Below are 25,932 nucleotides of genomic sequence, written 5' to 3'. Positions count from 1 at the left end.
CTCTCCCCTTAGGCGCGCACGGCGGCGCGCACAGGATCGGCGGCGGCGTTGTCCGCCACCGGCCCATCGGATTTCGGACCCGCCTTGATGGCGTGCAACATGACCTTCACGCCGATGATCAGCAAGACGGTGTAGAGCACCAGGAAGATGGACAGGCTGATGACCAGGTCGGTGATGGTCAGGCCGGATGCCGCGTAATACGTGGGCAGCACCCCTTCGATCACCCAGGGTTGGCGGCCGTACTCGGCCACGAACCAGCCGCTTTCAATGGCGACCCAGGGCAACGGCAGGCTCCACAGCGCCACCTTCAGCAGGCCCCGGCGGCTGTCCAGACGCCCGCGCGACGCCAGCCAGAAGGCCACGCCAAAGAACAGGATCAGGTACATGCCCACCGCCACCATGATGCGGAACGCCCAGAACAGCGGCGCCACATTCGGCACCGTGTCGAGCGCGGCCTGTTTGATGTCGGCCTCGGTGACCTTCGTCATGTCTTCCTGGTAGCGCTTGACCAGCAGGGCGTAGCCCAGGTCCGGCCAGGTCTTGTCGAAGACCATGCGCGCGTCGACATCCTTGGGATTGGCGCGGATCTTCTGCAAGGCGTCGTACGCCACCATGCCGTCGCGGATGCGGTTTTCGGCGCGCAGGATCAGGTCGTCAATACCCAGGAGCGGCGTGGTCAGCGAACGGGTGCCGATGATGCCCATGACGTACGGGATCTCGATGGCGAAGTCGTTCTTGCGCTCGGCCTGGTTGGGAATCGCGATCAGGTTGAAGGACGCGGGCGCGGGCTCGGTATGCCACATGGACTCCATGGCCGCGATCTTCATCTTCTGGTGCTCGGTCGTGAGGTAACCGCTTTCGTCACCCAGCACCACCACCGACAACGCACCCGCCAGGCCGAAGCTGGCGGCCACCGCCATCGAGCGCTTGGCCAGGTCGGTATGACGGCCCTTCAGCAGATACCAGGCGCTGATCGACATCACGAACATGGCGCCCGCCACGTAGCCGGCGCTGACCGTGTGCACGAACTTCGCCTGCGCCACGGGGTTGAAGATCACCGAGGCGAAGTCGGTCATCTCCATGCGCATGGTGTCGGGGTTGAAGATGGCGCCCACCGGGTTCTGCATCCAGCCGTTGGCGATCAGGATCCACAGCGCCGAAAAGTTGGTGCCAAACGCCACCAGCCAGGTCACCACCAGGTGACTGACCTTGGACATGCGGTTCCAGCCGAAGAAGAACAGGCCGACGAAGGTGGCTTCCAGGAAGAAGGCCATCAGCCCTTCCAGCGCAAGCGGCGCGCCGAAAATATCGCCAACGTAGTGACTGTAGTAGGACCAGTTCATACCGAACTGGAATTCCATCACCACGCCGGTGGCCACACCCAGCGCGAAGTTGATGCCGAACAGCGTGCCCCAGAACATGGTCATCCGTTTCCAGATGGGGCGGCCGGTCATGACGTACACGCTTTCCATGATGGCCAGGATGAACGACAGGCCAAGCGTGAGAGGGACGAACAGGAAGTGGTAAAGCGCGGTCGCGGCAAACTGGAATCGCGACAGGTTGACGACATCAAGATCAATCATTGGGGCGCTCCCAAGCAGTCGAGACACCGCGGCAACCGGCATGGTTCCCAGGCCGACTCTGGCGCCATGTTAAGGGCGATGGATACAACTTCATAGCGGTTTCCTGAAAAGTTCGGGCGCATGGCAGCTCAGTCCTTGCCCCGCAGTTTGCCGGCGAAGCCAAGCACCTTTTGCACTTGCGAACCCAGTCGCATGAGCTTTTGCAAGGTCTCCGGGGGCAGGCGTTGAACCTCATCGAACCATCCGGAAGACAGTTCGATGAGCTCCAGCATTTCGGTCATGCGTTGTTGCGCGTAGGCGTCATTGGGCCCTGATGGTGTTTCAAGCAAGGTGTCGCGCAGCAGGGTCAGGGTGGGATTGATCTCGCGCTTGCGCTTTTCTTCCATCAGGATGCGGAAGATTTCCCAGACGTCTTTGGGCGTCTCGAAGTAGTCGCGGCGGTCGCCCACCTGGTGCACCAGCTTGACCAGGCGCCACGACTGCAACTCTTTCAACCCCAGGCTGACGTTCGGGCGCGAAAAGCCCAGCGTCTCGGCGATTTCGTCGGCATTCAGCGGTTCGGGGTGCAGGAACAGCAGGGCGTAGATTTGGCCGACGGTGCGGTTCACGCCCCAACGGCTGCCCATTTCGCCAAAGTGCAGGACGAAACGTTCGTTTTGAGGGGTAAGAACCATGAGCTATCGACGCCAAAGAATCAACACGGCGGCGTCGCCGACAAATTCAGTTACGCCACTTTCAGAAATTTCTGAAATTATCGAACAAACTGTGTGATAGCGCAAACCATGGCGTCAAAAGCAAACAGCCACCGGGCGCGAGGGCGCGGTGGCTGTCATCAGGGGCAAAGCCCCTGCGGGATTCAATCGGGCAGGTCAGCCGGCCTTGACGGCGACGGCGGCGGAAACGCGCTTGGCCTTGGCGCGCGCGGCAGCCACGTCCTCGGCCACGGCCAGGCCCACGCCCATGCGGCGCTTGACGAAGGATTCCGGCTTGCCGAACAGGCGGATGTCCGTGCCCGGTTCGGCCAGCGCTTCGGCCACGTTGTGGAACGACACGGCGGCGGCGTCCACGCCACCATAGATAACGCTGCTGGCGCCCGGCTGGCGCAGGCTGGTGTCCACCGGCAGGCCGAGCAAGGCGCGCGCGTGCAGTTCAAATTCGTTCTGGCTCTGGGTGATCATGGTGACCATGCCGGTGTCGTGCGGCCGCGGGCTGACTTCCGAGAACCACACCTGGTCCCCCGCCACGAACAGCTCAACACCGAAGATGCCCAGGCCGCCCAGGTCGGACGTGACAGCCAGGGCGATTTCCCGGGCGCGCGCCAGCGCGGCGGGCGACATGGGGTGCGGCTGCCAGCTTTCCACGTAGTCGCCGTCGACCTGTTTGTGGCCGATGGGTTCGCAATATTGGGTTTCGACCGTGCCGTCGGCGCCACGAGCGCGCACCGTCAGCAGCGTGATTTCGTAGTCGAAGCGGATGAAGCCTTCAACAATGGCCCGGCCGCCGCCCACCCGGCCGCCTTCCTGGGCGTAGCGCCACGATTGCGCCACGTCATCGGCGCTTTTGATCACGGACTGGCCCTTGCCGGACGACGACATCACCGGTTTGATGACGCAGGGATAGCCGATTCCGCCGTCGATGGCGGCCCGCAATTCGTCCTCGGTGTCGACAAAACGGTAGGGGGACGTGGGCAGCCCCAGCGTCTCGGCCGCCAGGCGCCGGATGCCCTCGCGATTCATGGTCAATTGGGCGGCGCGGGCCGTCGGCGTCACGCGGGCCACGCCCGCCGTTTCCAGTTCCACCAGCAAACTGGTGGCAATAGCCTCGATTTCGGGGACAATAACGTGCGGCCGCTCTTGCTCGATGATCTTCTTCAGGGCGTCCGCGTCGGTCATGGAGACCACATGCGCGCGGTGCGCCACCTGATGGCCCGGCGCGTCGGCATACCGATCCACCGCAATGACTTCCACGCCCAGCCTTTGCAGGGCAATGATGACCTCTTTGCCCAACTCGCCGGATCCGAGCAACATGACTCGGGTGGCCAGGGGGGACAGGGGCGTGCCAAGGACGGGGCTGGAGATGCTGGACATGGAATGGGCCGGGATAAAAGGATTTGAAAGCCGTTGAAAAAAGTTCCGCCAGGATGCCATACGCCCCTGACGGGGGCAAACCCGCCCACTGATATTAAAATCCCTGAATGACTGATCATCCCATCACATCGTCCGATGCCGCGCTAGCATCTGCACGCAGAACATTGCAAGTCGAAAGCCAGGGCCTGCTGGACCTGGCGGCGCGGCTGGACGACTCATTCACCCAGGTCGTCGCCCTGCTGCTGGCCTGCCGGGGCCGCGTCGTGGTCACCGGCATCGGCAAGACCGGGCACATCGCGCGCAAGATCGCCGCGACGTTCGCCTCGACCGGCACGCCCGCTTTCTTCGTCCACGCTGCGGAAGCGGTGCATGGCGACCTGGGCATGATCACTCAGGATGACGTGGTGATTGCCGTGTCGTATTCCGGCGCGGGCCAGGAACTGCTGACCATCCTGCCCGTGGCCCGGCGCATGGGCGCCAAGCTGGTAGCGATTACCGGCAACCCGCAATCTGAATTGGCCCTGTTGGCCGACGTGCATCTGGACGGCAGCGTGGCGCAGGAAGCCTGCCCGCTCAACCTGGCGCCCACGGCCAGCACCACGGCCGCGCTGGCCCTGGGCGACGCCCTGGCGGTCGCCTGCCTGGAGGCGCGCGGCTTCAGCCCGCAGGATTTCGCGCGATCCCACCCTGGCGGCGCGCTGGGTCGCCGCCTGCTGACCCTGGTGCGCGACGTCATGCGCCAGGGCAACGCCCTGCCTATCGTGCTGGCCGGCACGCCCGTGTCGCAAGCGCTTGAGGTGATGTCCGACAAGGGCATGGGCATGACGGTCGTCACCGACGCCCAACGCCGACCGCTGGGCATCTTCACTGATGGCGATTTGCGCCGCCTGATCGCCCGGCACGGCGATATCCGAAACTTGACCGTGGAGGCGGGCATGACCCGTTCGCCACGCAGCATCTCTCCTGACGCGCTTGCGGTCGAGGCCGCCCAGCACATGGACCAGCTGCGGCTCAGCCAGATGCTGGTGCTGGACACCGACGGCGCGCTGCTGGGCGCCTTGCATATGCATGATCTGATGGCCGCTAAAGTGGTATGACTATGACTCTTCCTGCTTCCGTGACTCACCCGGCCGAAGCGCTGGTCCTGGCCCGCATCCCCGCCACCGTGCGCGATCGCGCCGCCGCCGTGCGTCTGATGGTGTTCGACGTGGACGGCGTGCTGACCGACGGCAGCCTCTATTACGGCGAAGGCGGCGAATTGCAAAAGCGGTTCCACGCCCTGGACGGCCATGGCTTGCGCCTCTTGATGGAAGGCGGGCTGGGCGTGGCGCTGATGACGGGCCGTTCTGGCCCCATCGTGGCGCGTCGCGCCGCGGAACTCGGCATCTCTGAAGTCATCCAGGGGGTGCGCGACAAAGGTTCGGCGCTGACCGAACTTGCGCAGCGCGCCGGTGTCCAACTGAATCAAACCGGCTACATGGGCGATGACATCATCGACCTGCCGGCCATGCAGCGTGCCGGCTTTGCGGCCAGCGTGCCCAACGCACCCGGCTACGTCAGCCAGGCGGCGCATTGGGTCTCCACGCAGCCCGGCGGCAGCGGCGCGGTGCGCGAATGCTGCGACCTGCTCCTGGCATCCCAGGGACGCCTGGGCGCGTTCCTGGCGGCGCCGGGCCTGCTGGGCCCTGGCGCCATCCAATGACGGCCACGAACCCCGACACGCCCTTGCGGCGACACTGATGAAAGAACGTTTTCCTTCCCTGATCGCGCTGTTCCTGCTGCTTGTGCTGGTTACCAGTTCTTGGTGGGCCGCCGATTACGCGCAGCGGGCCATCCAGGTGGATCCACCCCGCCGCATCACCCACGAGATGGACGCCTGGTCGCGCGATTTCGTCATGCTGCGCACGGACCCCACCGGCCGCCCGATCAACCGGCTGGAAGGCGAATACGCGGAACACTTCCCCGACGACGATTCGTATCACATCACCGCCCCGCGCGCGGTGGGCCAGCGCGAGGCCAATCCGGTAACGGTAGGCGTATCGAAAACGGCCGTGATGGAGCAAGGTGGCAAGCGCATCGTCATGAATGGCGACGCCCATGTGCACCGCCAGCCCGACGCCAACAACGACGTGCTCGACGTGCGCAGCCAGCAATTGATCATCCTGCCCGATGAAGACGTGGTCTTCACCGACCTGCCCGCCGAGGTCCTCAAGGGCCGTTCGCGCATGAATGGCAAGGGCATGCACTACAACAACAAGACACGCCAATTGCAGGTGTCCGCGTCGACGGATGTTGAGATTGCCGGTTCCGAAGGCAAGCGACAGCGCCGCACCGAGATTCCCGCCAACAACACTGACCAAAAGAAACCATGACCGACTTTCGGACTCTCTTTGCCCCGACGACCCGCCTGCTGGGCGCCGTCCTGCTGTCGGCCTCGGTGCTCGCGCCCGCCTACGCGGCGGAACCCGCGGCCAAGCCGGCCGAAGAGCCCAGCACGCTGATCCTGTCGGACACGCTGCACTACGACGACGTCAAGAAGCAAAGCGTTTTCACCGGCAACGTCAACATGACGCGCGGCCTGATGACGCTGACCTCCGACACGCTGGAAATGCACGAGGACGCCCAAGGCGGCCAGTACGGCACGGCCACCGCCAACAAGGGCAAGGTCGTGACCATCCGCCAGGAACGCCCGGATACCTTTGAGCTTATCGAAGGCAAGGGCTTGCGCGCCGAATACGATGGCACGAAGAGCACGTTTGATCTGATCGGGCAGGCTGTCGTCGTCCGTTACGTCTGTGGCAAACCGTTCGACACGATTCGCGGCGAACGGATACGCTACAACGAAAAAACCGGCACCTACGAAGCCCAGGGTGGCCCCAACTCTGCTGCGGCGGGCGGCCGCGTGCGTTCGGTTGCCGAACCGCGCGCCAAGTCCGATGCCGCCGTCGCGGAATGCCGCAAGCAGCAAGCCGCCAAGAAAGGGCGCTGAAAGCGCCCCCCACGCAACACCACTCGCACCCACGATGAACCAACCTTCTGTGCCCACCCCCGTGACCTCCGCCCCTTCCGGGGTCAAGCAGGGCAGCCTGCGCGCAACCGGTTTGCGCAAGACCTATAACGGCCGGACCGTGGTGCAGGATGTGTCCCTGTCCGTGGTCAGTGGCGAAGTCGTGGGATTGCTTGGCCCCAACGGCGCCGGCAAAACCACCAGCTTCTACATGATCGTGGGCCTGGTGCCCGCGGACGCGGGGCGCATTGAAATCGACGGCGCCGTCATTACCGCGATGCCGATCCACAAGCGCGCGCGCATGGGCCTGTCATACCTGCCCCAGGATGCGTCCGTGTTCCGCCGCCTGACGGTCGAACAGAACATCCGCGCCGTGCTTGAACTGCAAGTGGGCGCCGATGGCCGTCCGCTTTCCACGCCCAAGATCAATGAGCAGATGGAGGCCCTGCTGGAAGAGCTGCAGATTGGCCATATCCGCAGCAATGCGGCCATTTCGTTGTCGGGTGGCGAACGGCGCCGCGTGGAAATCGCGCGCGCCCTGGCCACCAGCCCGCGCTTCATCCTGCTGGACGAACCCTTCGCCGGCGTGGACCCCATTGCCGTCATTGAAATCCAGCGCATCGTGCGGTTCTTGAAGGGCCGCGGCATCGGCGTGCTGATCACCGACCACAACGTGCGCGAAACGCTGGGCATCTGCGACCGCGCCTACATCATCAGCGAAGGCAAGGTGCTGACCGACGGCCACCCCGACGAAATTGTGGGCGATCCGGCCGTGCGCCGCGTGTATCTGGGCGAGCACTTCCGCATGTAGCCAGCGCATTGGGGAAGACCCCTAGACCCCCTGCGGGAACGGGTTAATACACCCTAGGGGCTCCGCCATAAAAATGCCATGTTCTTGCGGTAGCTCAGCTTGTTTTATCGGCCCGAGTCTATACACTAGTACTAAACGTAGCCACCCAATCAAGGAGAACGCCTAACGACCTCACCGCGCATTTCGCGCAACCATTTTTTCTCTTTTAGAAGGAGAGCACACTATGAACCTGAGCATCTGCGGTCGTCACCTCGACGTCACCCCGGCAATCCGGGAATATGTCATGAACAAACTGGCGCGAGTGCTGCGGCATTTCGATCACGTCATCGATACCCAGGTCATGCTCTCGGTAGAGCCCCTGCGGCATAGAGCCGAAATCACCATGCGTCTAAGCGGTAAGGACATTCATTGTGAAGCAACCGATGAAAATCTCTATGCGGCCATAGACCTTCTTGCTGACAAAGTCGACCGTCAGGTCATCAAGCACAAGGACAAGGTACGAAGTCACTCAGCGGAGTCCGTGAAGCGGCAAGCGGCGAACCTTTCGCCACCCCAGCAGTAACGCGCTTCATGATCACTCGCTCTGAGCGATACGCTAAACAGCGATTGTAAAAATCCTGCCTAAGTCCCGGTGTCCCGCTAGACGTCAGTCCAGCCGGGGCATCGGCAAAACTCCCCCGCAGTACCCTCCGCAGTATCCCCCCAAGATTTGTCCCCGAAATCCTCGGCCCCCATTGGTGCCCCAGGTCTTTGCATCGCGCATTCCTGCGCGTTTTGCGGCCGAGTCCCGCGCCCCCGGGTTGGCCCGCATGCCGTAACGCCCACAATGCGGCGTGATCAGACTATGCTGTCGCTCTTGCCGTACCGTTCGCCGCCCAGTGCATGGGCGCGACGCAAGGCCAATTTATTGCACTGCGTCATATAACCATATAATGATCCGATGAATCATTTGTCGCGCATCCTACCCGCCGGCAACGTCGTGCTCGATATGCTCGCAACGAGCAAGAAACGGGCGTTCGAACAAGCTGGCCTTCTTTTTGAAAACAATCATGGCTTGGCACGCGCGCTCGTGTTCGACAGCCTGTTTGCCCGGGAACGTCTTGGCTCCACTGCCCTTGGGCAGGGCGTGGCCGTTCCGCATGGCCGCGTGAAAGGACTGGAGCAGGCATTGGCGGCATTCATCCGCCTGGCCCAGCCCATTTCGTTCGACGCGCCCGACGGGCAACCGGTGTCGATGCTGCTTTGCCTGCTGGTGCCGGAAACGGCCACGCAACAGCACCTGGACATCCTGGCTGAACTTGCGCAGCTGATGTCGAACAAGGCATTGCGTGAAGCGCTGGCCACCGAGCCCGATTCGGCCATCGTCCACAAAATGCTCACGACCGGCAAACTCTGACCCTCGCGGACACGCAGCCATGCTAACGGTGCAGGAACTCGTCGACGACAACGCCGACAAAATCCCCTTTAACTGGATATCCGGCCAAGGCGCCGCGGACCGCGCCATTCCCGATGACGGCATGGCGGCCGCCGACCTGGTTGGCCACCTGAACCTGATCCACCCGTCCCGCATCCAGGTGTTCGGGCAGGAAGAGCTGGCGTACTACACCCGCTTCGACCTGCGCCGCCGCATGCACCACATGGACGAGCTGCTGATTGGCGGCGTGCCCGCCATTCTGCTGGCCGATGGCCTGACGCCTCCGCAAGATCTCGTGGACCAATGCGACCAGCACCAGGTGCCGCTGCTGTCTACCCCGGTGGCGGCGGCGCAACTGATCGACCTGCTGCGCATCTACCTGGGCAAGAAGCTGGCGCCCACCACCACCGTGCATGGCGTGTTCCTGGACGTGCTGGGTCTGGGCGTGCTGATCACCGGTGAATCGGGCCTGGGCAAGAGCGAACTGGCGCTGGAACTGATTTCGCGCGGACACGGCCTGGTGGCCGACGACGCCGTGGAATTTTCCCGCACCGCGCCCAACATGATCGAAGGCCATTGCCCGCAACTGCTGCAGAACCTGCTGGAAGTTCGCGGCCTGGGCCTGCTTGATATCCGCACCATCTTCGGCGAGACCTCCGTGCGCCGGAAAATGCGCCTGAAACTCATCGTGCATCTGGTGCGCGCCACCGCGCAAGACAAGTTCGAACGCCTGCCGCTGCAAGACATCACGCAAGACATGCTGGGCCTGCCCGTGCGCAAGGTGATGCTGCAAGTGGCTGCCGGCCGCAATCTGGCCGTGTTGGTGGAAGCCGCCGTGCGCAACACCATACTGAAGCTGCGCGGCATCGATACGCTGGGCGAGTTCATGGAACGCCAGGCCATGGCTATCCTCCAAAGCAGCAAGTGAACGCGCGTCGCCTTGCGGCACCGTGAGCCTGTACGAAACCCTGGCCGGCGAGATCGCCAAGTCGATCCGCGACGGCGTCTTGCGCGTCGGCGACAAGCTGCCTTCCGTGCGGCATGCTTGCGCCACGCGGGGCGTCAGCCCGTCGACGGTATTCCAGGCCTATTACCTGCTTGAAGCCCGCGGCCTGATCCGTGCCCAACCGCGCTCGGGCTATTACGTGCACGCCCCCGCCGAATCGCTGCCACCCGAACCCGGCGCATCCAGCCCAGACGGCGAATCAACCGAACTCGCCATCAGCGAACGCATCTTCGACATCCTGGACTCCGTGCGCAACCGCGACGTGACGCCGCTGGGATCCGCCTTTCCTTCCCCGCTGCTGTTCCCGCTGCCGCGCCTGGCGCACGCCATGGCCGCGCACCTGAAACGCCAGGACCCGCTGGATACGGTCGAAGACCTGAGCCCCGGCAACCCGGCGCTGCGCCGCCAGATCGCGCTGCGCTACCTGATCGGCGGCATGAACGTGCCTGCCAGCGACATCGTCATCACCAACGGCGCGCTGGAAGCACTGAACCTTTGTCTGCGGGCCGTTACCGAACCCGGCGACATCGTCATGGTCGAGGCGCCCACGTTCTATGGCGCCTTGCAGGCGCTGGAGCGCCTGGGCCTCAAGGCCTTGGAAGTGCCGACCCATCCGCGTACGGGCGTGGACCTGAATGCCATGGAGGCGGCCATCAAACGGCATGCCCCCAAGGCTTGCTGGCTGATGACGCAGTTCCAGAACCCGCTGGGCAGCCTGATGCCGGAAGACAGGAAGCGGCAACTGGTTGAGCTATTGCGCCGCCACGACATCCCGCTGATCGAAGACGACGTGTACGGCGAACTGTATTACGGCGCCGTGCGGCCGGTGCCGGCCAAGGCCTACGACAAAGACGGGCTGGTGCTGCATTGCTCGTCGTTTTCCAAATGCCTTGCGCCTGGCTACCGCATCGGCTGGGCCTCGGCGGGCCGATACTCTCGGCGCGTAGAGCGCTTGAAATTGTCATCGACGCTGTCCGCGTCGGGCCCGGCGCAAGGCGCCATCGCCGAATACCTGGAACAAGGCGGTTACGACCGCCATCTGCGCCGCTTGCGTCAGACCTTGCACGCGCAGCAGGCACGCATGGCCGATGCCATCGCCCATGCATTTCCCGCTGGCTCGCGCGTGACTCGCCCGCAAGGCGGCTTCTTCCTGTGGGTGGAACTGCCCGCGGCGGTGGATGCGCTGGCGTTGCATCGCGAGGCCTTGGCGCACGGCGTGAGCGTGGCGCCAGGGCCGATTTTTTCGGCCAGCAGCCAGTTCACCAGCGCCATGCGCCTGAACTACGGCCATCCCTGGGACGCAGCCCATGAAGAGGCGATCCGCGTGCTGGGTGACCTGGCGCATCAGCATCAGGCCCGCGCGCGGTTGGCCGCGCAGCGTTAGCCAGCCCTAGTTCAAGGTGGACGACGCGCGCGCCCGCTTGACCTCAAGCGCGGTGACGCCGCCCGCTTCGTTGCCCCAGCTATTGCGGATGTAGGACACCAGCATGGCGATGTCGCTGTCGTTCAGGATCTGGCCAAACGGCGGCATGCCATGCGGCCGGGGATTGGCGGCCGTGGCGGGGGCATAGCCGCCATCCAGCACCATTCGTATGGCATTGACCGGTGACGGCGCCGTCACCGTCGGGTTACCCGCCAACGCCGGCCACGCGGTGCCGCTGCCCTGCCCTTGCGGCTGATGACATTGCGCGCAATGCTGGCGATAGATCTTGCTGCCCAATTCCATTGCCGCGGGCGCAGCCGCCGCCGTTGAGCGCGGTGTGGAAGCCGGCGTGGCCGGCAGGGACTTGATGTAGACGCCGATCGCCAGCGCGTCGTCGTCCGTCAGGTGCTGCGTGCTGCCCAGCACCACTTCGGCCATCGGACCGCTGGCGCTCGAATGGGCCGAGATGCCGGTCTTGAGCAAGGCGGCGATGTCGGCCGCCGTCCAGCGGCCCATGCCGGTCTGCCTATCGTTGGTGAGCGGCGGCGCATACCAATCCAGCACGGGAATGATGCCGCCGGTGAACGCCTCGGACGACCGGGTGGCCCCCAGGCTGTTGCGGGGCGTATGGCAGGCGGCGCAATGCCCCAAGCCTTCGACCAGATAGCGGCCCCGGTTCCATTGCACCGATTGCCCCGCGTCGGCCTCTTGCACGCCCGGCTTGAAGTACAGCGCACGCCACGCGGCCAGCAAAGCGCGCTGGTCGTACGGGAACGCCATGTCGGGCGGGCGGTTGGGCTGGCTGACCGGCGGCACGCTGCGCAGGTAGGCGTACAGAGCGTCGGCATCGGCTCGCGTGATACGGGTGTATTCCGTGTATGGGAAAGCCGGATACAGCAGCGTGCCGTCCTTCGATTTACCGTTGTGCAGCGCTTGCCAGAAGTCATCAGCGGTCCAGGTGCCGATGCCCGTTTTCTCATCAGGCGTAATGTTCGGACCGTACACCGTGCCGAATGGCGTGGGGATGGGCGTGCCGCCCGCCAGCGCCTTGCCGCCGCGGCTGGTGTGGCAGGCCATGCAGTTGCCAGCCTGCGCCAGATAGCGGCCGCGCTCAACCAACGTGCCTGCGTCCGCCGTGGCGGCGGGGCCCGTGCTGGTGTCGTCGCGGGTGCCCAGCCAGTACAGGCCGCCCACCGTGGCAATCAGCACCACCAACACCAGAGTCAGGATTTTCTTCAGCAGTTTCATCATGGCCCCCGGATCAGCGTTGCGCCTGGCTGCCGCATTCCGCGGGCAAGCGCAGCGACCCCGCGCTTTCAGGCACATAGGGCTCGGTGATGGGCTGTGACGACAGCCACGCCGCCAGGGCGCTGATGTCGACAGGGGTGAGTTTGTTGGCGATGTCGGCCATGCAGTCCGGCGCGGCGGCGCGGCGCAGCCCGGTCTTCCAACTGCCGATCTGCGAACCGATGTAGTCGCGTGGCAAGCCCAGCAAACCAGGGATGGCGGGCATCAGGCCGCTGAACGCGGCGCCGTGACAGGACGCACAGGCGGGCAGGCCGCGCGCCGCGTCGCCCTGCAAGGCCAGCTTGCGGCCGGCCTCCAGCGTGGCGCCGGAAACCTCCGCGCGTGCCGGCGGCGGATAGGGCACATGCTGCTCGGAAAAATACGCGGCCATCTCACGCAGGTAGTCGTCGGGTAGACCCGCCAGCAGATGCGACATGGGCCGGTACTGGCGGCGGTCGTCGCGGAAATTCAGCAACTGGTGGTACAGGTATTCCTGCGGCTTGCCGGCCAGGCGTGGGTAGTAGCCGTCGGCGCCGGCCCGGCCTTGCGCACCATGGCAGGCGGTACAGGCCGCGACGCGGGCCGCCATGGTGTCGGGCTGCAAGGTATCAAGCGTCGATGCATCGGGACTCGCGCTGGCGGGGGCGGAAGCCGACGTGGCGGGCGCCGCTGGCTGCGCGTTCAGGGGGCTTGTCGTAAAGACAACAGCAGCCGCCGCCAACACGCGGAAAATCGCCCCAAACCGCGGCAGTGAAACACTACGAAAGGAAATGAGCGCTAACATCTAGGTCGAATTCCTATCCCCCGACAGCAAGACGGCGGGGCTGGTCAGTGAATCGATCAAGTATCCGGCCCGTAAGCTTAAGCGATGGAGCAAGAAAGGGTACAGGCGCAGATTCCCGATTTACGGCCATATCAGATGTCATCCCGCCTGCATCGTCCTGGAAAAGCGTGCCACAATCATGTCCATGTTGAAAGTCGTCCTAGTCACCGGTATCTCTGGTTCGGGAAAATCCGTTGCCTTGCGCATGCTTGAGGACGCCAGCTACACCTGCGTCGACAACTTGCCTGTGCGATTCCTGACCGAATTCATCGCCAACGCACGCGACGAAGGCCTGGAGCGCGTGGCCGTGGCCATCGACGTCCGCTCGCCCGGCGAACTCGCCGAACTGCCCGACGTGGTCACCGCGTTGCGCGCCATGGGCACCAGCCTGCGCGTGGTCTTCCTGGACGCCAACACCTCGACGCTGGTGCAGCGCTACTCCGAATCGCGCCGCCGCCATCCTCTTACCGATCGCCTGCAACGCGGCGGCACGCCGCCTTCGCTTGCCGACTGCATTGCGCTGGAACGTGAACTGCTGGCGCCGCTGCGCGAGCAGGAACATGTGATCGACACCTCGGACCTGACCCCGGGCCAGTTACGCGCCTGGATCCGTGACCTGATCCAGGCCGACCGCGCACCGCTGGTGCTGACGTTCGAGTCCTTCGCCTACAAGCGCGGCGTGCCCGGCGACGCCGATCTGGTGTTCGACGTGCGCTGCCTGCCCAACCCGCATTACGACCGCAACCTGCGACCGCTGACCGGCCGCGACGAACCCGTGGCCACCTGGCTGGCCGGTTACGAGCAAGTGGGGCAGATGGTCGACGACATCGCCGGCTTCCTGAACCGCTGGCTGCCGCAATACACCCAAGACACCCGCAACTACCTCACCGTGGCAATCGGCTGCACGGGCGGCCAGCACCGCTCGGTCTATGTGGTGGAGCAGTTGGCGCTGCGCTTCGCCGACCACGATCCCTTGCTGGTGCGCCACCGAAACCAATTGCCCACCGAATCCGCATGACCCTGTCTCGCCCGCTACACCTGATCCTGATGCTGTTGCTGGCCATTGCCGTGGCCGGTTGCTCTTCCACCGGGGGACGCAAAAAGGGCGGTGGGTACTACAAGGACGACGGCCCGGACGCCAACCCGCCGTCGAATCTGGACCAGGTGCCGGATGCGGTGCCCCGTATCGAACCCTATGCCAGCGGCGCCAACCGGCCCTATGTGGTTTTCGGCAAGCGCTACGTGCCGGACACCAGCGGCCAAGCGTATAAGCAGCGCGGCCTGGCATCCTGGTACGGCAAGAAGTTTCACGGCAATTCCACGTCCATCGGCGAGTCCTACGACATGTACGCCATGACGGCGGCCCACACGACGCTGCCGCTTCCCAGCTATGCGCGCGTCACCAGCCTGGTCAACGGCAAGACGATCATCGTGCGCGTAAACGACCGTGGGCCGTTCCATAGCGACCGCATCATGGATTTGTCCTACGTGGCCGCCTACAAGCTGGGCATCATCGGACCGGGTAGCGGCCAGGTTGTGGTGGAGAGTATTCCGCAGGAAGAGATCCGACGCCTGGCCTCGCAAGGCACGCCCGCGGCGCCGGCGCCGGAACCCGATTCCGCCACGGGCTCCTTGCCCGTCCAGGCGCCGTTGAGCGCCGCGCCGGTGGCTTTGACGGCTGAACCCTTGCCCGGCCCCGCCGCGGGTTCGGCCCCGGTACGCCAGGCGCCCGCAGCCGGCATCGGCAATGTCTATCTGCAAGTGGGTGCATTCAGCCAGCCCGGCAATGCGCAATCGCTGGTTGCCCGCATCAATCCGCAGCTGAGCTCGGTGGGCGCGCCGCCCGCCCAGGTGGATCAATCGAACAACCTGTACCGGGTCCGGATCGGGCCCTACCCCGATCGCCAAAGCGCGTTGAACGCGGTGCCGACAGTGTCGGACCGCATCGGCATCCTGCCCAGCATCGCCACGCAGTAAACGCGGGCGGCTTTCGGGCTTACCAGGGCAGCGTTACCGAGGCAGCATCACCGAGGCAGCTTCACCAAGGCAGCTCGGCTTGCCCGTCGCAGACGCGGCGCGCGCGCGGGTTGCGGCTGACATAGCGGTTGCCTTCGTGGGCCAGCAGCGCCTGCTTGCGCGGGAGCCCGCCGCCAAACCCCGTCAGAGAGGTATCGGCGCCAATCACGCGGTGACACGGAATGATGATGATGATGGGGTTGCGGCCGACCGCGCCGCCGACCGCCTGCGCGCCCTTGGGCCGCCCCACGCTGCGGGCCAGGTCGCCATAGCTGGCAAGCTTGCCGAAATCCAGCGCGCACAGTGACTGCCAGACCTTGTGCTGGAAAGTGGTGCCGACCGGGTCCAGCGCCACGTCGAACGCGCGGCGCTTGCCCGCGAACCATTCGTCCAGTTCGCGACGCGCCTGCTCCAGGATGGGATCGGTGTCCGTGTGCGCCCAGCCGTCAGGCGATGGCAGCGATTCCTGGTCCGTGAACCAGGCGCCACGCAGGCCTTTCGGGCTGGCGACCAGGCGCAGTTCCCCCAAGGGGGTGGGCATGTCGCGGTATGCCAAGGTTTCCAGCGGATCGGCGGGTTTTTTCGACACGATTGTTGGGTACGCCATGGCTTACTCCGCCGACTTCTTGCGCGACAGCGCCCGGTTGTACAACACGTCGCGCGGCTGGCCCGTGACCTTGGCGGCGACCCGCGCGGCATCGCGCACGGACAGCGACTCCAACAGCGCGTCCAGCAACACGTCGGTGCGCGGATCGGCGTCCACGTCGATTTCCTGCTCGACGGCGGCATGCGCGATCAGCACGAATTCACCCTGTTCGCGGTGAGCGTCGGCGGCCAGCCAGGCCGCCGCTTCGCCCATCGTGATGGTGGCGATTTCTTCAAAGCGCTTGGTGAGCTCGCGCGCCACGGTCAATTGCCGGTCGGGGCCGCAGACTTCCAGAAGGTCCGCCAGCGTGGCGGCCAGCCGGTGGGGGGATTCGAACATCACCACGGGCGCGGACAAAGCGCACCACGAACGTAGCCAGCGCTGGCGGGCAACGGCCTTGGGCGGCGGGAAACCGGCAAACGCATAGGCGGGATTTTCGTCGGTGGTCACGCCGCTGCCCATCAGCGCCGCGATGACGGCGCTGGGCCCCGGCACGGGCACAACCGCGAAGCCGGCCTCGCGCACGGCGCGCACCACGCGCGCGCCGGGGTCGCTGACGGCGGGCGCGCCCGCGTCGGACACCAGCGCCACGCGCTGGCCTTGGGCCAGGCGTTCACAGATGGCTTGGGCGGCGGTGGCTTCATTGTGGCGGTGCGCGGCCATGAGCGGCGTGCTGACGCCCCAGGCGTCCAGCAAGGTGCGGCTGGCGCGCGTGTCTTCGGCGGCGATCACGTCGGCGCGTTGCAGGGCATGCCAGGCCCGCAGCCCCAAGTCGCCCAGGTTACCGATCGGCGTGGCCACGACGTACAGCGTCGACGCGGGCCAATGCTGCCCCGCCACGCGGTCGGCCACGCGGCTCCAGGCATCGCCACCGGGCGGGGGTGAGACATTTTGATTCATTGCAGCCTACTGACACGGAAAACCATGTCAGTGTAGCCGCCAATCCCCGCCATCTTCGGAGCCTGCATGACGGACGATATCTTGCGCCTGACCTGCGAACTGGCGCTGCTTGCCAGGCGCCGCGCGGACAAACGGCGGCGACGTACCCGGCGGCCGGCGGCGCCTGGCGACACGCCGGTGCGGCGCTCGCCCATGCAACGCCGGGGCGACCATCACGAAGACGCCGCGCTGCGCCTGCTGCAAGCCCGCGGCCTGGTCTTGCTAGCGCGCAACCTGTGGACGCGGGCCGGTGAAATCGATCTGGTCATGCGCGACGGCAACACGCTGGTCTTCGTCGAAGTCCGCGCCCGTGCGCACACCCGCTACGGCGGGGCGGCGGCAAGCATCGGCCGCGACAAGCAGGCTCGGCTGGCCCGCGCGGCCGCGCACTGGCTGCCGGAACTGGCGCGGCGGCATTGGCAAGGGGTGGTGCCCCCTGCCCGCTTCGACGCGGTGGTGTTCGACGCCGGCCATCCGCAGTGGCTGCGCGGCGCCTTTGTGCTGCCGTAGCCCCGGCGCGCGCCGGGTCTGGACACGCCGGTAACGAGGTGCCGCACAGTCGTTACGCATGGACAGAACGGCGCGACGGCCCCGTGAGATAATCGCGCCCATGGATATGACCTCTCGTATGACGTCGCACTTTCGCGACGCCATGGCTGCGTGCGAACAAAGTATGAACGTCCTGGCGGAACCGCTGGCAGTGGCGGTCGACGTGCTATTCGGCGCCCTGGCGAACAACGGCAAGATTCTGGCTTGCGGCAACGGTGGCTCGGCCGCCGATGCGCAGCATTTCATCGCCGAACTGGTGGGCCGCTTCGAACGCGAGCGCCTGCCCCTGGCGGGCATCGCGCTCAACACCGACACCTCGATTCTCACCGCCGTCGGCAACGACTACGGCTTTGATGAAATCTATGAACGCCAGGTCAACGCCTTCGGGCAGGCCGGCGACGTGCTGGTGGCCATCTCGACCAGCGGCAATTCCCCCAACGTGGTGCGCGCCATGGAAGCCGCCAGCGCCCGCGAAATGCACGTGCTGGCCCTGACGGGCAAGGGCGGCGGCGTCATGGGGGAACTCATTACGCCGATGGACGTCCATCTATGTGTTCCCAGCGACCGCACCATGCGGATCCAGGAAGTCCATATTCTGCTGCTGCACGCGCTGTGCGACGGCATCGACGCTCTTCTGCTTGGAGACACCGAATGATTTCTGACGTCAGAACCGCAGTTCGCCCCCTGATGCTCGCGGCGGCACTGTCCACCGCCGCGCTGTCGCTGTCGGCATGCGCGCCGCTGATCGTGGGCGGCGCGGCCGCCACCACGGCGGTCGTGGTTACCGACCGCCGCACCTCCGGTGTCCAGCTTGAAGACCAGAACATTGCCTTCAAGGCGCAAAGCCAGATCTCGCAAAAGCTGGGCGACACCGCCCGCGTCAATGCCATGGCCTATGGCGGGCACCTGCTGCTGACGGGCGACGTGCCCTCCGAGCAGGCCAAAGCCGAAGCGACCACCATTGCGCAAGGCATCGAAAACGTCAAACAGGTCATCAACCAGTTGAACGTCGGCCCCATCGCCTCGTTCGGCACGCGCTCGAACGACACGTGGCTGACGTCCAAGGTCAAGACCGCGCTGATCAACACCAAGTACGTGCCGTCCGGCACCATTGCCTTGACGACCGACAATAGCGTCGTCTACCTGATGGGCAAGCTGACCCAGGCCGAAGGCGACTACGCGGCCAACGCCACGGCGGATGTCGGTGGCGTGGTCAAGGTGGTTAAACTGTTCGAGACCATCAGCCGCGAAGAAGCGATCCGGCTGTCCAACAGCAGCACCCGGGACGCCTCCACAGAAACCAAAGCGCCTATTCAAAGCGGCGCCGGCGCAGCACCCAGCGACAACAACGCGGCCGGCACGAGCAATGGCGTTGAAGCAATGCCCATCAAATGAAAAAAGCCATCGTAGCCCTGGCCGTCCTGGTGGCGGTAGGTATCGGCGCCTGGTTCGTCTGGCGCCCTGCCCAGACCGCGCCCGACGTCACCTTCACCACGCTGGAAGGCAAAACCTTTTCGATGCAGGACCTGCGCGGCAAGGTCGTGCTGGTCAAATTCTGGGCAACCAGCTGCGTCACTTGCGTGAAGCAGATGCCGGAAGCCATCGCCGCCTATAAGGAATACGCAGCGAAGGGCTACGAAGCCGTGGCGGTCGCCATGAACTACGACCCGCCCAACTTCGTGCTGAACTTCGCCGAACAGCGCAAGCTGCCGTTCCCGGTCGCGCTGGACACCAAGGGCGATATCGCCCGCGCGTTCGGCGACATCCGGCTGACCCCGACCGCCTTCCTGATCGACAAGCAGGGTCACATCATCAAGCGCTATCTGGGCGAATACGACGTGGCCGAATTCCACGCTACGGTGGAAAAGGCGCTGGCGGCAGGCTGATCGCGCTGGGTTTGCGCATTGGGTTATCTGCGCGCTTCCAAGTTGCTCCGTTCCCCGCCCCCAAAGCAAAACCGCCCAATGGGCGGTTTTGTTTTTGCCTGGCCGAATCAGCCGGGATCAAGCGGGATCTACCGGGTTCAAAACGCCGGAATGACCGCGCCCTTGTACTTTTCCTGGATGAATTTCTTCACGTCGGGCGAGTGCAGCGCGTCAACCAGCTTCTTGATGCCGGGTGCGTCCTTGTTGTCCGACCGGGTAACCAGGATGTTGGCGTAGGGCGAATCGGCGCCCTCGATGAACAGCGCATCCTTCGTGGGGACGAGACCGGCTTCCAGCGCGTAGTTGGTGTTGATCAAGGCCAGATCCACATCGTCCAGCGCGCGCGGCAGCATCGCGGCTTCCAGTTCGCGGAACTTCAGTTTCTTGGGGTTCTCGACCACATCGGCGGCGGTGGCCAGGATGTTGGACGGGTCCTTCAGCTTGATCACGCCCTGCTTTTGCAGCAGCACCAGCGCGCGGCCGCCATTGGACGGATCGTTCGGGATGGCGACCGTGGCGCCGTCCTTGAGCTCGGTCAAGCTCTTGATCTTCTTCGAATATCCGCCAAAGGGCTCGACGTGAACCAGCGCCACCGGCACCAGCGTGGCCTTGCGATCTTTATTGAAGGAATCCAGATACGGCTTGTGCTGGAAGAAGTTGGCATCCAACTGCTTGTCCGCCAATTGCAGGTTGGGCTGCACGTAATCGCTGAACACGGTGATATCGAGCTCGACGCCCTGCTTGGCCAACTGCGGTTTCACCACTTCCAGGATTTCGGCGTGGGGAACCTGGGTCGCGCCCACCACCACTTTTTCTGCATGGGCGGCATGGGCCGCCACCAGGAAGGCCGATGCCACCAGGGCAGACCGGACGAAGTTCAAACGCATGTGTTGCCTCTTTTATAGGATGAAAATAGGGGACTGATTCTCAGCGAGCCGGATTCACCCCCTTGTGCGGGGTCCCGCTGTCTGGAAAACGCACCCAATTTACCTGAATGCCGGTTATTTGTCGGGCATATGGACATGGGTTTTAGACATATGAAACGCGGGGGTACTACAATCCGGCGTATGCTTGCGCTACCGCGTTTTGAACGCGATGTTGTGCAGGCATTTTTTCTAACCACTCATACTTATTTGCCGACTTAGCTGCCATGACCGACACCCCCGACCCTGCTGCCGTTTCGTCCCCCGCTGTCAAAGCCGCTGTGCTGTCTGAAGCACTGCCGTATATCCGACGATTCCACGGCAAGACCATCGTGGTCAAGTACGGCGGCAACGCCATGACGGAAGAGCGCTTGCAGCGCAGCTTCGCGCACGACGTCGTGCTGCTCAAGCTGGTGGGTCTGAACCCGGTGGTGGTGCACGGCGGCGGTCCGCAGATCGACGACGCGCTGCGCCGCATCGGCAAGCAAGGCACCTTCATCCAGGGCATGCGGGTGACCGATGCCGAAACCATGGAAGTGGTTGAATGGGTGCTGGGCGGCCAGGTCCAGCAAGACATCGTCATGATGATCAACGAGGTCGGCGGCAAGGCCGTGGGCCTGACCGGCAAGGACGGCGGCTTGATCCAGGCCCAGAAAAAACTGATGGCCAACAAGGACAACCCCGCCGAACCGATCGACATCGGCTTCGTGGGCGACATCACGCTGGTTGAGCCTGCCGTGGTCAAGGCCCTGCAAGACGACCAGTTCATCCCCGTGATCTCGCCCATCGGCTATGGCGAAGACGGCACCGCCTACAACATCAACGCCGACGTCGTCGCCGGCAAGATGGCCGAAGTGCTGGGCGCCGAAAAGCTCTTGATGCTGACCAACACCCCGGGCGTGCTGGACAAGGCGGGCAAGCTGCTGCGCAGCCTGTCGGCCCAGACCATCGACGAGCTCTTCGCCGACGGCACCATCTCGGGCGGCATGCTGCCCAAGATCTCGTCGGCGCTGGACGCCGCCAAGAACGGCGTGAATTCCGTGCACATCGTCGACGGCCGCGTGCCGCACTGCCTGCTGTTGGAAATCCTGACCGACCAAGGCGTGGGTACGATGATCAGCTCGCATTGATGCGAGCACAGCGCCTTTTGTTGCGGCCGGCGGTGCGCCTGCGCCGCTCGCGCCGCGTGGCCACGGGCGTTTCCGAACGCCTGTGGCTGTTCGACCTGGACAACACGCTGCACGACACCTCGCATGCCATCTTTCCGAAGATTGACCTGGGCATGACCATGGCGGTGGCCGAGGCGCTGAATGTAGACGTCGACACCGCCAACGATTTGCGCAGGCAATACTGGCACCGCTACGGCGCCACGATGATCGGCATGGTGCGCCACCACGGCGTCAACCCGCACGACTTCCTGCACCGCAGCCACGACTTCGACGTCAACCCGCTGGTGCGTAGCGAAAAGGCGCTGGCCTACAAGCTGCGCCGCCTGCCCGGCCGCAAGGTGCTGCTGACCAACGCGCCGCTGCGATATGCGCGTTCCGTGCTGGAACGCCTGGGCATCCTGAACCAGTTTGATAGCCTGTGGGCCATCGAACACATGCAACTGCACGGTGAATTCCGGCCCAAGCCGTCGCCCGCGCTGCTGCGCTACGTGCTGGCCCGCGAAGGCGTGCCCGCCCACCGCGCCGTGCTGGTCGAAGACACGCTGGCCAACCTGCGCGGCGCGCGCAGCGTGGGTGTGCGCACGGTGCACGTGTATCACCCCGGCACGCCCTTTTCGCGCGGCCAATCGCATCGTCCGCCCTATGTCGACTTGCGGGTAAACTCCGTCAGTGATTTGTTGTTACGTCGGCGTCCCCTGCGGGGATAGCGGCGCGCTCCTCCCCTTCCCTTCACCGTCCAAGCCTGCGCGAGAGCAGTCCCTTCCATGGCGAGCAAACCCGGCGAGCGCAAGACCCAGATTCTGCAGACCCTGGCCGAGATGCTGGAGCAACCGCACGCATCCCGCATCACCACGGCCGCGCTGGCCGCGCGCCTGCAAGTGTCGGAAGCCGCGCTGTATCGGCATTTCGCCAGCAAGGCGCAAATGTTCGAAGGGCTGATCGAATTCATCGAAACCAGCATCTTCACGCTGGTCAACCAGATTGCCACCGTGGAACCCTACGGCGTGCCGCAAGCGCACAAGACCGTGGCCATGCTGCTGACGTTTTCCGAGCGCAACAAAGGCATGACGCGGGTGCTGACCGGCGACGCGTTGGTCACGGAAGACAACCGGCTGCAAGAGCGCATCAACCACATCAACGACCGGATCGAAACGTCGCTGAAGCAATCGCTGCGCATCGCCATCACCGACGGTGGCCTGCCGGCGGACGCCAATGTGGCCGCGCACGCCAGCCTGCTGACGCATCTGGTGTTGGGCCGCTGGCTGCGCTATGCGCAAAGCGGCTGGCGCGTAGCGCCGACGCTGCACCTGGACGAACAACTGCGCCTGGCGCTGGGCTAAGCGACGCCCCCCATTAGCGGCATAACACGAACGAATTCAAGTAGAAATCAGGTGCCAACACCGCAGGGCGCTGGCACAATTCGTGTGCATTCATGCAACAGTGCCGGCTTGCGACCAACAAAGGCGGTCGAGCATAATGCCCCGGATGGGTTTGCTCAAGCCCAGATTTCCATCAGCTTGATCCACATCAATGCGGGTTTTCCTCAATGCCGTCACGATCGTCCTGTAGCGTCGACACATCGAATTAGATAAACCCGTGCTCGCGGGAAGTGTGTCGGCGGTTTGACCTCAACCGGAGATGGATATGACCGCGCCAGCCGCTGTCCCTGCCTCGCAAGCCCCCAAGAAAGTAAAAATACCCATCGGACTCATCGCCGGCGTCTTGGTGATGATCGGGGTGCTGATGATGCCCCTGCCCGCCGACCTGCCGGTTGCGGGCCACCGCATGCTGGCTATCCTGGCATTCGCCGTGGTGGTCTGGATTACCGAAGCCGTGTCTTACGAAGCCAGCGCGATCATGATCACGACGCTGATGGCTTTCCTGCTGGGCACGGCTCCGACAATCAAAGACCCGAACGTGCTGTATGGCACGTCCGCCGCCATCAGCATGGCGCTCACGGGCTTTGCCAACTCGGCGCTGGCGCTGGTCACCGGCGCCTTGTTCATTGCCGCCGCCATGACGTTCACCGGGCTGGACCGGCGCATTGCGCTGGTCACGCTGTCGCGGGTGGGCACCAGCACGCGCCGCATCCTGATCGGATGTATTGCCGTGACGATCGTGCTGAGCCTGGTCGTGCCCAGCGCCACCGCGCGCAGCGCGGCCGTCGTGCCGATCATGATGGGCGTCATCGCCGCCTTCGGCGTGGACAAGCGCTCGAACATCGCGGCCGGCATCATGATCATCGTGGCGCAAGCCACCAGCATCTGGAACGTGGGTATCCAGACCGCCGCCGCGCAAAACCTGCTGACCGTCGGCTTCATGGAAAAGATGCTGGGCGAGCGCGTCGCGTGGTCGGACTGGCTGATCGCCGGCGCCCCGTGGTCGCTGATCATGTCGGCAGTGCTGATCGTCGTGGTGCTGAAGCTGCTGCCGCCGGAAAGCGACAGCATCGCCGGGGGCAAGGAAGCGGTCGAAAAGTCGCTGATTGAACTGGGCCCGATGACGGGCGCGCAAAAGCGCCTGATGGGTGTGTCGCTGATGCTGCTGCTGTTCTGGGCAACCGAAGGCAAGCTGCACAAGTTCGACACGACGTCGACCACCTACTTCGGCCTGGTCTTGCTGCTGCTGCCGCGCTTTGGCGTGATGACGTGGAAAGACGTGCAGTCGCGCATTCCATGGGGCACCGTGATTGTGTTCGGCGTGGGTATCAGCCTGGGCACTGCCCTGCTGACCACACAAGCCGGCCAATGGCTGGGCAACCAGGTGGTTGCGCACACCGGGCTGGACCATCTTGGGCCGCTGGCCATCTTCGCCGTGCTGGCCGCCTTCCTGATCATCATCCACCTGGGCTTTGCCAGCGCCACCGCGCTGACCTCGGCCATGCTGCCCATCCTGATCTCGGTGCTGGCCACGCTGCCCGGCGATTTCAGCCGCCTGGGCATGACGATGCTGCTGGGCTTTGTCGTCAGCTACGGCTTCATCCTGCCGATCAACGCACCGCAGAACATGGTGTGCCTGGGCACGGAAACCTTCAACGCCAAGCAGTTCGCGAAAGTCGGCATCATCGTCACCATCGTTGGCTACCTGCTGATGCTGCTGATGGGCATGACCTACTGGCGCTGGCTCGGCTGGCTGTAAGGAGAACGCGTCATGAAACTCTCGTTAGCCCAAGCCAATGAATACGGCCGCCGCGTGCTGATGGCACAAGGCGTGCCGGAAGACATCGCGCGCGACGTGGCCGAACACCTGGTGGAGTCCGACCGGGTCGGCTACACCAGCCACGGCCTGTCGATCCTGACCAACTATCGCCGCGTGCTGTCCCAGGGACTGGCGCAGGCGGATGGGCGCCCTGAACTGGTCAATGACCGCGGCGCCATGCTGGCCTATGACGGCCACCACGGCCTGGGCCAATATGTGGGCAAGGTCGTCATCGAAAAAGCCATCGAACGCACGCAGGAACACGGGCAGTGCATCGTGACCCTGCGCCACAGCCATCACCTGGGCCGCATGGGCCACTTTGGCGAAATGGTGGCGGCCAAGGGCCTGATCCTGCTGGCGTTCACCAACGTGATCAACCGCGCGCCCACCGTGGCGCCGTTTGGCGGCGCGCAAGCCTGCCTGACCACCAACCCGCTGTGCTTTGCCGGGCCGCTGCCCGGTGGGCGCGCGCCCTTCATCGTGGACATGGCGACGAGTTCCATCGCCGTGAACAAGGCGCGGGTGCTGGCGGCCAAGGGCGAACAGGCACCGCCCGGGTCGCTGATCGACGCGGACGGCAACCCCACGACGGACCCCGGCGCGCTGTTCGCCGACCCGCCGGGCGCCCTGCTGCCCTTTGGCGGCCACAAGGGCTACGCGCTGGGCCTGGTGGCCGAACTGCTGGCGGGTGTGTTGTCAGGCGGCGGCACGATCCAGCCCGAACACCCGCGCAACGGCGTGGCGACGAACAATATGTTCGCGCTGCTGCTGGATCCGCAGGTGGACTTCAATACGGACTGGCGCTCGATGGAAGTGGGTGCGTTCATCGATTATTTGCACGCCTGCAAGCCGCAACCGGGTGTGGAAAGCGTGCAGTATCCGGGGGAATACGAAGCCCGGAATCGGGCGGTGAATGCGGATTCGGTCGAGTTCGACAGCCGGATCTGGGACGGGCTGACGAAGCTGGCGACGGATTTGGGGGTGCCTGAGGCGTTGCCTTGAGGGGGGATCGTGCTTGCGGAGATGATGGGTTTCGCGCGACGGAGGATGGCGTTTTTGGGTAGGGGGTGGCGCGCTGCACCCATCCTACGCCATCCCGCGCCATCCCGCGCCTTCCACCGCGCGG

28 protein-coding genes are annotated in these 25,932 nt (G+C 64.6%); 20 read left to right on the top strand and 8 right to left on the bottom strand.

The features are described from left to right. Nucleotides 1-8: 8 nt before the first annotated feature. The 3 genes from CVS48_RS07790 to purT form a co-directional block, all read right to left on the bottom strand. On the bottom strand, nt 9-1,583 hold the full coding sequence (locus CVS48_RS07790; RefSeq protein ID WP_100853943.1) for a cytochrome ubiquinol oxidase subunit I: 1,575 nt from the start codon (nt 1,581-1,583) through the stop codon (nt 9-11). A gap of 128 nt (nt 1,584-1,711) precedes the next feature. Further along, nucleotides 1,712-2,257 (bottom strand): GbsR/MarR family transcriptional regulator, encoded by a 546-nt coding sequence (locus tag CVS48_RS07785; RefSeq protein WP_100853942.1) that lies wholly within the window; start codon nt 2,255-2,257, stop codon nt 1,712-1,714. Between the two features lie 195 nt (nt 2,258-2,452). Then, complete coding sequence (gene purT, locus CVS48_RS07780; protein ID WP_100853941.1) at nt 2,453-3,670, bottom strand: formate-dependent phosphoribosylglycinamide formyltransferase; 1,218 nt, start codon at nt 3,668-3,670, stop codon at nt 2,453-2,455. A gap of 107 nt (nt 3,671-3,777) precedes the next feature. Here purT and CVS48_RS07775 point away from each other — a divergent pair, with 107 nt between their 5' ends. From CVS48_RS07775 to CVS48_RS07735, 9 genes are all read left to right on the top strand, one after another. Beyond that, the gene (locus tag CVS48_RS07775) at nt 3,778-4,767 is read left to right on the top strand and encodes a KpsF/GutQ family sugar-phosphate isomerase (RefSeq protein ID WP_100853940.1); all 990 of its coding nucleotides are present in this window, start codon (nt 3,778-3,780) and stop codon (nt 4,765-4,767) included. Further along, nucleotides 4,764-5,372 carry a KdsC family phosphatase gene (locus CVS48_RS07770; protein ID WP_419191450.1) on the top strand — a complete coding sequence of 203 codons (609 nt, stop codon included), beginning with the start codon at nt 4,764-4,766 and terminating at the stop codon, nt 5,370-5,372. Before CVS48_RS07775 ends, CVS48_RS07770 begins: the two co-directional genes overlap by 4 nt. A 37-nt stretch (nt 5,373-5,409) precedes the next feature. Beyond that, complete coding sequence (lptC, locus tag CVS48_RS07765) at nt 5,410-6,042, top strand: LPS export ABC transporter periplasmic protein LptC (protein WP_100853938.1); 633 nt, start codon at nt 5,410-5,412, stop codon at nt 6,040-6,042. Continuing rightward, nucleotides 6,039-6,659: a lipopolysaccharide transport periplasmic protein LptA gene (gene lptA, locus CVS48_RS07760; protein WP_100853937.1), complete on the top strand. Its 621-nt coding sequence runs from the start codon at nt 6,039-6,041 to the stop codon at nt 6,657-6,659. Before lptC ends, lptA begins: the two co-directional genes overlap by 4 nt. Nucleotides 6,660-6,693: 34 nt before the next feature. After that, nucleotides 6,694-7,488 carry an LPS export ABC transporter ATP-binding protein gene (gene lptB / locus CVS48_RS07755; RefSeq protein WP_050446226.1) on the top strand — a complete coding sequence of 265 codons (795 nt, stop codon included), beginning with the start codon at nt 6,694-6,696 and terminating at the stop codon, nt 7,486-7,488. Between the two features lie 223 nt (nt 7,489-7,711). After that, nucleotides 7,712-8,050 (top strand): ribosome hibernation-promoting factor, HPF/YfiA family, encoded by a 339-nt coding sequence (gene hpf / locus CVS48_RS07750; protein ID WP_050446225.1) that lies wholly within the window; start codon nt 7,712-7,714, stop codon nt 8,048-8,050. Between the two features lie 378 nt (nt 8,051-8,428). Continuing rightward, a complete protein-coding gene (locus tag CVS48_RS07745) occupies nt 8,429-8,884 on the top strand; it encodes a PTS sugar transporter subunit IIA (protein WP_100853936.1) in 456 nt (151 codons plus the stop codon). A 19-nt stretch (nt 8,885-8,903) separates the two neighbouring features. Then, nucleotides 8,904-9,830, top strand: coding sequence for an HPr(Ser) kinase/phosphatase (gene hprK / locus CVS48_RS07740; protein WP_006216298.1), 927 nt, complete (start codon nt 8,904-8,906; stop codon nt 9,828-9,830). Nucleotides 9,831-9,852: 22 nt separating this feature from the next. Beyond that, nucleotides 9,853-11,292, top strand: a complete 1,440-nt coding sequence (locus tag CVS48_RS07735) for an aminotransferase-like domain-containing protein (RefSeq protein WP_100853935.1) — start codon at nt 9,853-9,855, stop codon at nt 11,290-11,292. 6 nt (nt 11,293-11,298) lie between these two features. On the opposite strand, the gene CVS48_RS07730 is transcribed toward CVS48_RS07735, so the two are convergent. Together CVS48_RS07730 and CVS48_RS07725 are read right to left on the bottom strand one after the other, a co-directional pair. After that, nucleotides 11,299-12,579, bottom strand: coding sequence for a cytochrome c (locus CVS48_RS07730; protein ID WP_100857553.1), 1,281 nt, complete (start codon nt 12,577-12,579; stop codon nt 11,299-11,301). A gap of 13 nt (nt 12,580-12,592) precedes the next feature. Then, nucleotides 12,593-13,402, bottom strand: coding sequence for a c-type cytochrome (locus CVS48_RS07725; protein WP_100853934.1), 810 nt, complete (start codon nt 13,400-13,402; stop codon nt 12,593-12,595). A gap of 184 nt (nt 13,403-13,586) precedes the next feature. Between CVS48_RS07725 and rapZ the strand changes: the two genes are divergently transcribed. Then, nucleotides 13,587-14,459 (top strand): RNase adapter RapZ, encoded by an 873-nt coding sequence (gene rapZ / locus CVS48_RS07720; protein WP_100857552.1) that lies wholly within the window; start codon nt 13,587-13,589, stop codon nt 14,457-14,459. Further along, nucleotides 14,456-15,418, top strand: a complete 963-nt coding sequence (locus CVS48_RS07715; protein WP_100853933.1) for a septal ring lytic transglycosylase RlpA family protein — start codon at nt 14,456-14,458, stop codon at nt 15,416-15,418. The genes rapZ and CVS48_RS07715 overlap by 4 nt, the downstream gene beginning before the upstream one ends. 61 nt (nt 15,419-15,479) lie before the next feature. Here CVS48_RS07715 and CVS48_RS07710 read toward each other — a convergent pair whose 3' ends face one another. Together CVS48_RS07710 and rsmI are read right to left on the bottom strand one after the other, a co-directional pair. Next, a complete protein-coding gene (locus tag CVS48_RS07710; protein ID WP_100853932.1) occupies nt 15,480-16,064 on the bottom strand; it encodes a methylated-DNA--[protein]-cysteine S-methyltransferase in 585 nt (194 codons plus the stop codon). Nucleotides 16,065-16,067: 3 nt separating this feature from the next. Then, nucleotides 16,068-17,003 (bottom strand): 16S rRNA (cytidine(1402)-2'-O)-methyltransferase, encoded by a 936-nt coding sequence (gene rsmI / locus CVS48_RS07705; protein WP_100853931.1) that lies wholly within the window; start codon nt 17,001-17,003, stop codon nt 16,068-16,070. A gap of 66 nt (nt 17,004-17,069) precedes the next feature. Here rsmI and CVS48_RS07700 point away from each other — a divergent pair, with 66 nt between their 5' ends. The 4 genes from CVS48_RS07700 to CVS48_RS07685 all read left to right on the top strand — a co-directional run bounded on the left by CVS48_RS07700 (nt 17,070) and on the right by CVS48_RS07685 (nt 19,477). Next, nucleotides 17,070-17,552, top strand: coding sequence for a YraN family protein (locus tag CVS48_RS07700; protein ID WP_100853930.1), 483 nt, complete (start codon nt 17,070-17,072; stop codon nt 17,550-17,552). A gap of 100 nt (nt 17,553-17,652) precedes the next feature. Further along, nucleotides 17,653-18,246 carry a phosphoheptose isomerase gene (locus CVS48_RS07695; RefSeq protein ID WP_013396736.1) on the top strand — a complete coding sequence of 198 codons (594 nt, stop codon included), beginning with the start codon at nt 17,653-17,655 and terminating at the stop codon, nt 18,244-18,246. After that, complete coding sequence (locus tag CVS48_RS07690; RefSeq protein ID WP_100853929.1) at nt 18,243-18,986, top strand: BON domain-containing protein; 744 nt, start codon at nt 18,243-18,245, stop codon at nt 18,984-18,986. Before CVS48_RS07695 ends, CVS48_RS07690 begins: the two co-directional genes overlap by 4 nt. Beyond that, nucleotides 18,983-19,477 (top strand): peroxiredoxin family protein, encoded by a 495-nt coding sequence (locus tag CVS48_RS07685; RefSeq protein ID WP_100853928.1) that lies wholly within the window; start codon nt 18,983-18,985, stop codon nt 19,475-19,477. Before CVS48_RS07690 ends, CVS48_RS07685 begins: the two co-directional genes overlap by 4 nt. A gap of 137 nt (nt 19,478-19,614) precedes the next feature. Here the strand turns inward: CVS48_RS07685 and CVS48_RS07680 are convergent, their stop codons facing one another. Then, a complete protein-coding gene (locus tag CVS48_RS07680; protein WP_100853927.1) occupies nt 19,615-20,403 on the bottom strand; it encodes a MetQ/NlpA family ABC transporter substrate-binding protein in 789 nt (262 codons plus the stop codon). A gap of 263 nt (nt 20,404-20,666) precedes the next feature. On the opposite strand from CVS48_RS07680, the gene argB reads away from it, so the two are divergent. The 5 genes from argB (at nt 20,667) to CVS48_RS07655 (ending at nt 25,808) form a co-directional block, all read left to right on the top strand. After that, the gene (gene argB / locus CVS48_RS07675; protein WP_006216311.1) at nt 20,667-21,569 is read left to right on the top strand and encodes an acetylglutamate kinase; all 903 of its coding nucleotides are present in this window, start codon (nt 20,667-20,669) and stop codon (nt 21,567-21,569) included. After that, nucleotides 21,569-22,315 (top strand): pyrimidine 5'-nucleotidase, encoded by a 747-nt coding sequence (locus CVS48_RS07670; RefSeq protein ID WP_050446214.1) that lies wholly within the window; start codon nt 21,569-21,571, stop codon nt 22,313-22,315. Before argB ends, CVS48_RS07670 begins: the two co-directional genes overlap by 1 nt. A 57-nt stretch (nt 22,316-22,372) precedes the next feature. Continuing rightward, nucleotides 22,373-22,948 (top strand): nucleoid occlusion factor SlmA, encoded by a 576-nt coding sequence (gene slmA / locus CVS48_RS07665; protein WP_046803065.1) that lies wholly within the window; start codon nt 22,373-22,375, stop codon nt 22,946-22,948. A gap of 304 nt (nt 22,949-23,252) precedes the next feature. Then, a complete protein-coding gene (locus CVS48_RS07660) occupies nt 23,253-24,746 on the top strand; it encodes a DASS family sodium-coupled anion symporter (protein WP_100853926.1) in 1,494 nt (497 codons plus the stop codon). Nucleotides 24,747-24,758: 12 nt separating this feature from the next. Beyond that, nucleotides 24,759-25,808 carry an Ldh family oxidoreductase gene (locus CVS48_RS07655; protein ID WP_100853925.1) on the top strand — a complete coding sequence of 350 codons (1,050 nt, stop codon included), beginning with the start codon at nt 24,759-24,761 and terminating at the stop codon, nt 25,806-25,808. Nucleotides 25,809-25,932 lie beyond the last annotated feature (124 nt).

Source organism: Achromobacter spanius, from assembly GCF_002812705.1.
GTDB lineage: Bacteria > Pseudomonadota > Gammaproteobacteria > Burkholderiales > Burkholderiaceae_B > Achromobacter > Achromobacter spanius.
This window is presented reverse-complemented; position numbering and strand designations above follow the sequence as displayed.